This is a genomic window from Phormidium sp. CCY1219 (assembly GCF_035615515.1).
In the GTDB taxonomy this organism is placed as follows: Bacteria; Cyanobacteriota; Cyanobacteriia; order Cyanobacteriales; family Laspinemataceae; genus CCY1219.
Genome location: NZ_JAJENT010000307.1, coordinates 1 through 732 on the forward strand (window position 1 = coordinate 1; position 732 = coordinate 732).

Sequence of the window (732 nt, forward strand, 5' to 3'; positions counted from 1 at the left end):
GGATTCATAAAATGACTAGAACCGCCCACGACCAATTTGCCAAGCAGTATTTAGAGGAATTGCTTTCGCCCCTAGGACAAGTAGAAACCAGTCGGGACGTAGTTAGCGAAGTGCGACAAGTGGACGTTTATTTTGTCCCTTTTGCCACCCCCGCCACCGAACCGGAAAATTTAGGCACCCTCGGACAAATGGCAAGACAACCTTGTTTGTTCGAGGTATTTCGCAATCCACCCACCCCCTTCGAGGTACGAAACTGCAAGCTAAAACTGTACTCCGTAAAAGGCGAACGATTCCGCCAAGCGCGCCGGGAAAAAAGCGCTTTATCCGAGTCCGAGTTACCGAGTTTGTGGATTTTGTCCCCCTCTTGTTCCGCCAGAGTGTTAACCGGATTTGGGGCCAAGCCGTCCCCGGAGGGAAACTGGACCGAAGGCTTTTATTTTATGCCAGAATTTGAAAGAACGGCACTGGTGGCCATCGACCAACTACCCGTCAACCCAAACACCCTGTGGTTGCGAGTTTTGGGACGGGGTGCCACCCAAGAACAAGCCGTGAATGAATTGCTCGAACTTCCCCCAGGAAATCCATTCCGGCGCAACCTGTTGGAAGTTCTGGCCAACTGGCGAATTAATGTAGAAGTCAGGCAAAATATAGATGAAGACGATCGGGAGTTAATTATGAACTTATCACCTGCTTATTTGCGTTGGCGAGAAGAAGCCGTACAAGAAGGACGCC

Annotated in this window: 1 protein-coding gene; it reads left to right on the forward strand. The window is 50.4% G+C overall.

The genetic code is table 11. From position 1 onward, the window contains the following. Nucleotides 1–11: 11 nt before the first annotated feature. Nucleotides 12–732, forward strand: a 721-nt coding sequence (locus LKK83_RS05015) for a hypothetical protein (RefSeq protein ID WP_324629818.1), incomplete at its 3' end; no start/stop codon positions are given.